Annotated in this window: 5 protein-coding genes; all 5 read left to right on the top strand. The window is 36.8% G+C overall.

What is annotated here, in order from left to right; all coding sequences use genetic code 11:
* Positions 1 to 286: 286 nt before the first annotated feature.
* Complete coding sequence (locus tag ACP5O9_RS03855; RefSeq protein ID WP_424905423.1) at positions 287 to 490, top strand: sulfurtransferase TusA family protein; 204 nt, start codon at positions 287 to 289, stop codon at positions 488 to 490.
* Positions 490 to 2,868: a heavy metal translocating P-type ATPase gene (locus ACP5O9_RS03850; RefSeq protein ID WP_428723460.1), complete on the top strand. Its 2,379-nt coding sequence runs from the start codon at positions 490 to 492 to the stop codon at positions 2,866 to 2,868. The genes ACP5O9_RS03855 and ACP5O9_RS03850 overlap by 1 nt, the downstream gene beginning before the upstream one ends.
* A gap of 343 nt (positions 2,869 to 3,211) precedes the next feature.
* On the top strand, positions 3,212 to 3,790 hold the full coding sequence (locus tag ACP5O9_RS03845) for a superoxide dismutase (RefSeq protein ID WP_353685469.1): 579 nt from the start codon (positions 3,212 to 3,214) through the stop codon (positions 3,788 to 3,790).
* Positions 3,791 to 3,799: 9 nt separating this feature from the next.
* Complete coding sequence (locus ACP5O9_RS03840; RefSeq protein ID WP_428723459.1) at positions 3,800 to 3,946, top strand: hypothetical protein; 147 nt, start codon at positions 3,800 to 3,802, stop codon at positions 3,944 to 3,946.
* Positions 3,947 to 4,109: 163 nt separating this feature from the next.
* The coding region (locus ACP5O9_RS03835) for a 2-oxoacid:acceptor oxidoreductase family protein (protein WP_428723458.1) at positions 4,110 to 4,891 on the top strand (782 nt) is incomplete at its 3' end.

The raw sequence follows: 4,891 nt of genomic DNA, 5'->3' as shown, positions 1-4,891 counted from the left end.
AAATGTTACCAAAAAATTGAGTCTGTTCATTAAAAATAATAACTTTGTCAGAGGATTCTTGAAAAAACTTGAAGGTCCTTTAGCTTTTATACCATGTCTTAATCCAAAAAAGGCTGTCTAAGGATTGACGTATGTGTAATTCATCTTATCTGGGAAAAACTCGGAGAAAGAATGAAAGAGTTTCTTAATACAATTACCTTAAAGGACATTATAGAACTTAACCATAGGGAGGTAGAAATGAAAGCTTAAATTTGTAGAAAATGTTCAAGCAAATGTTTCTACGGATATAGTTCATCTTATGTGTCCGATGCATTTACTAAAGCTTCAAGAATTAATTAAAAAGGTGGAGCCGGGACAAATAATAGAGATAGTTACAGACTATGATGGCTCTCTTGAAGACATTCCTGCCTGCGGTGAGAAAACAGGTAATGAATTTATAGGAGTTGAAGATGATTTAGATTTTTTCAAGTTTTATATAAGGAGGTTTTGATGAAAGTTATTGATCCAGTATGTAAGATGTTGATAGAGGATAAAGATGCTGCTGAAACAAGTATTTATAAGGGTATAACTTATTATTTCTGTTCAAAACATTGTAAAGAAAAATTTGACAAAAACCCTGAAATTTATCTTACTGAAGAACCTTCAACATCTTTGACAAAAGAAATAACTCTTAAATCTTCCATACACCGTGAAGATCACAAACATTGCCCAAAATGTGGACATGCATCTAAACCAATTACTCCTGCTGGAAGTCAGGCAAAAGTTGAATGGACATGTCCAATGCATCCTGAAATTATTCGTGATGCACCCGGGATTTGTCCTATCTGCGGAATGGCACTTGAACCAAAAACAGTTTCAGTGGATGAAAAAGAAAATCCTGAATTAATTGATATGAGAAGACGATTCTGGATTAGCTTTGTTTTAACAATACCACTTATTCTGGTCACAATGGGTCCTGTAATCAGTATGCCATTAAAAAAATTTTTTCCTCATGAACTTATGAAGTGGCTTGAATTTATTGTCGCAACTCCAGTTGTCCTGTGGGGTGGATTACCATTCTTTGTTCGTTTCTGGCAATCCATCTCAAGCAGAAACCTAAATATGTTTACATTGATAGGTCTTGGTGTTGGAGTAGCCTATGGATATAGCGTTGTTGCCACATTCATGCCAGAGATATTCCCCCCTTCCTTCAGAAAAAATGGAGAAGTACCTGTTTATTTTGAGGCAGCAGCAGTTATTGTGACTCTTGTTCTTCTTGGTCAGGTGCTTGAATTAAAGGCAAGAAGTAAAACAGCAGCTGCCATAAAGGCACTTCTTGGACTTGCTCCAAAAACTGCCAGGATAATAAAAGATGGTATTGAAGAAGATATCCCTGTGGATCATGTAAAAATAGGAGATTTAATTCGCATTCGTCCGGGAGAAAAGATACCTGTTGATGGAATTGTAATTGAAGGAAAAAGTTATGTTGATGAATCAATGATTACAGGAGAATCAATACCTGTATATAAAGAAAAAGGAGACCGTGTAATTGCTGCAACTGTAAATGGAACAGGTATGCTTATAATTAAAGCAGAAAAAGTTGGAGCTGATACTTTACTTTCACAGATTGTTCGAATGGTTTCTGAAGCGCAGAGAAGTCGAGCACCTGTGCAAAAACTTGCAGACATTGTGGCAGCATATTTTGTTCAGATAGTTGTAGCAGTGGCAATCATTACATTTATTGTTTGGGCATGGCTTGGTCCTGAACCCAAAATGACACATGCAATTATCAATGCAGTGGCAGTCTTAATTATTGCCTGTCCTTGTGCTCTTGGACTTGCCACACCTGTATCAATAATGGTTGCTATGGGAAAAGGTGCAACAATGGGAGTGCTATTTAAAAACGCAGAAGCAATTGAGCTAATGAAAAAGGTTGACACTGTTGTGGTTGACAAGACAGGTACACTCACAGTTGGGAAACCAGAGCTTGTGGAGATAGTTCCTGTTCAGGGTTTTAAAGAAGATGAAATACTCTACTTTGCTGCAAGCCTTGAAAGGAGTAGTGAACATCCTTTTGCTTCAGCAATTGTCAGGGCTGCTCAGGAAAGAAATATAAAACTTACTGATGTGATGGATTTTGAATCTATAACAGGCAAAGGATTAATCGGAAGAATTGATGGTTACAGAATTATTGTTGGTAATCATAAACTCCTTGATGACCTTGGTATTGACTTTTCTGAACTTTCAAAGAAAGCAGATAGCCTTCGTGCTGAAGGTGCAACTGTAATTTATGTTGCTATAGATGAGAAAGTAATGGGAGTTCTTGCAGTGGCAGATTCAATAAAACAGACAACTGCTCAGGCAATTGATGCCCTTCATAAAGAAGGTATTCGCATATTTATGGTAACAGGAGACAATAAAATAACTGCACAGGCAGTGGCAAAAAAGCTTAACATTGACGAAGTAATTGCAGAGGTATTACCTGCAGAAAAGGCTCGGATTGTGAAAAAACTGCAGCAAGAAGGAAGAATAGTTGCAATGGCAGGAGATGGTATAAATGACGCACCAGCTCTTGCACAGGCAGATGTTGGTATTGCCATGGGAACAGGCACAGATGTAGCAATGCAAAGCGCTGATGTGACTCTTGTAAAAGGTGATTTAATGGGAATTGTTCGAGCAAGGCGACTTAGCAGAGCAACAATGCGCAACATAAAACAAAATCTCTTTTGGGCATTCATATATAACACCATTGGAGTGCCTATTGCAGCTGGAGTTCTCTATCCATTTTTTGGCATTCTTCTAAGTCCCGTATTGGCAGCAGCTGCCATGAGTTTCAGTTCTGTATCAGTTGTTGGAAATGCTTTGAGGCTTAAGAAATTAAAGATTTAATGAAGGGCATTTAAGGTTTGAAAAAGTAATATGCACTACTACATCTATAGCACCAAGAGCCTATGCTATTGCTGATAGAATAAGAAAAAAGGGCATTACTGTTATTCTTGGTGGTGTGCATCCGACATTGATCCCCTTGCGATTCTAAAAGGCTGATTCATACGGACTGGAGTAAATATGATGCCCACTATGTAGTCTTTAAATCTTTAAAAATGAGTCCAGAGGATGGGAGCATTGAGTAAGGCAAAGAGTATCTAAAATCGAGTGTAAGGATAAATTGACAATTAAAAATTTATTTGTTAATATTGAGTATAAAAAAATAATATTAAAATGGGAGGTCATTATGTCCTATGAGGCAAAGGATTATTCAAAATTAATTGGCATGCAGGGTTTTAGTGAAATACTTCTCAAAAATCATTTCACCTTGTATCAGGGTTATGTAACAAATACAAACAAAGTTATTGATACTCTCAAAGCAATGCTAAATGATGGTAAAACAACAACACCAGAGTATGCAGAACTCAAAAGAAGGCTTGGATGGGAGTGGAATGGAGCAAGGCTTCATGAGCTTTATTTTGAAAATCTCGGTGGAGACGGTGTATTACCTCAGAATGGCAAGTTGGCAAAACTTATAAATGAAAACTTTGGCAGCTTTGAAAACTGGCTTAAAGACTTCAAAGCAACAGGAACAATGCGTGGAATTGGATGGGTAGTTCTCTATCAGGATACTTTAACAGGGAAATTATTTAATTTCTGGATTAATGAGCACGATACAGGACATCCATCAGGTTGCAATCCTCTTCTTATTATGGATGTTTTTGAACATGCTTTTATGATTGACTATGGTCTTAAGCGCGCAGAGTATATTGAAGCGTTCTTTAAAAATATTAACTGGCAGGAAGTAGAAAAAAGAATAAAATAGGAGGAGATTATGGCTTACACAATTGATGATTTAAAGAATAAAATTCTTGAGATGTATCCTGAAGTAAAGGAACACGGTTTCAATGTCAATATTTACTATAGTGAAGAAAAACAGGCTTACATAATCAGATTCCAGAAAGGCACTTCTGAACTATAACCCATCTTGATAAACAGGATGCCGATGACTGTATGAATAATGTAAAGTGCGTTTATCTTGGAGTTCAGATAGGTCAGTTTATCAAGAATTTTACATAAATTGCAGGACTTCCAAAACCTGAAAATACATTAATAAATATTGTTAAATATGGTGTAACTCCAACATGATGGATTACACCATAAAAATAGGTGGAGAAGCAGGGCAGGGTATCCAGACAGTGGGGGATACCCTGTCCCATATATTTGCTCATGCAGGTTATCATGTATTCACCCATCAGGACTATGAATCCCGCATAAGAGGCGGACACAATTTTTATCAGATTAGAATCTCCGATAAACCTGTAACAGCTTCCAGAAGCAAGGTTGATATAATTGTTGCCCTTGATAAAGAAAGCATCATAGAGCATGAAAAGGAACTAAGTCCACAGGGACATGTTCTTTATGACTCCACTTTTATCAAGAAAAAGTATGATAAACCCAATTTTTTAGATTTTCCTCTTTTTGAGCTTGCCCAAACTCACGGCGGAAGCAAGATCATGGCAAACACTGTAGCAGTAGGTGCTGTTATTGGTATGCTTGGTATGAATCCTGAAATTATGTATGAGATTGTAAAGAAAACTTTTAAGAAAAAGGGACAGCAGTTTAATCCTTTAACAATGGCAATTGCTTTAAACTGTAGCTTCGTTGCAAGAGCCTTTGCAGGAGACATAGATCATCTGAAATACATAATAAAAGAAGCGGTCAATCATAAAGGCTTTGCAGTTGTTGATATTCTTCAGCCCTGTGTGAGCTTTAATAAAATTAATACCTTTGAATGGTATCGTCAGAGAATATATAAACTTGAAAAGGACTATGATCCAACTGATAGAATAAGAGCCTTTGAAAAATCCCTTGAATGGGGTGATCGTATTCCCTTAGGCGTTATTTATAAAACAGAAAGACTTAC

Source organism: Thermodesulfovibrio sp. (genome assembly GCF_049969575.1).
Lineage (GTDB): Bacteria > Nitrospirota > Thermodesulfovibrionia > Thermodesulfovibrionales > Thermodesulfovibrionaceae > Thermodesulfovibrio > Thermodesulfovibrio obliviosus.
The sequence above is the reverse complement of the archived record's forward strand: the minus strand, read 5'-3'. Positions and strand labels throughout refer to the sequence as shown.

Coding starts and splice junctions, on each gene's coding strand:
- ACP5O9_RS03850 (WP_428723460.1), top strand. CDS start 490: ATGAAAGTTATTGATCCAGTATGTAAGATGTTGATAGAGGATAAAGAT.
- ACP5O9_RS03845 (WP_353685469.1), top strand. CDS start 3,212: ATGTCCTATGAGGCAAAGGATTATTCAAAATTAATTGGCATGCAGGGT.
- ACP5O9_RS03840 (WP_428723459.1), top strand. CDS start 3,800: ATGGCTTACACAATTGATGATTTAAAGAATAAAATTCTTGAGATGTAT.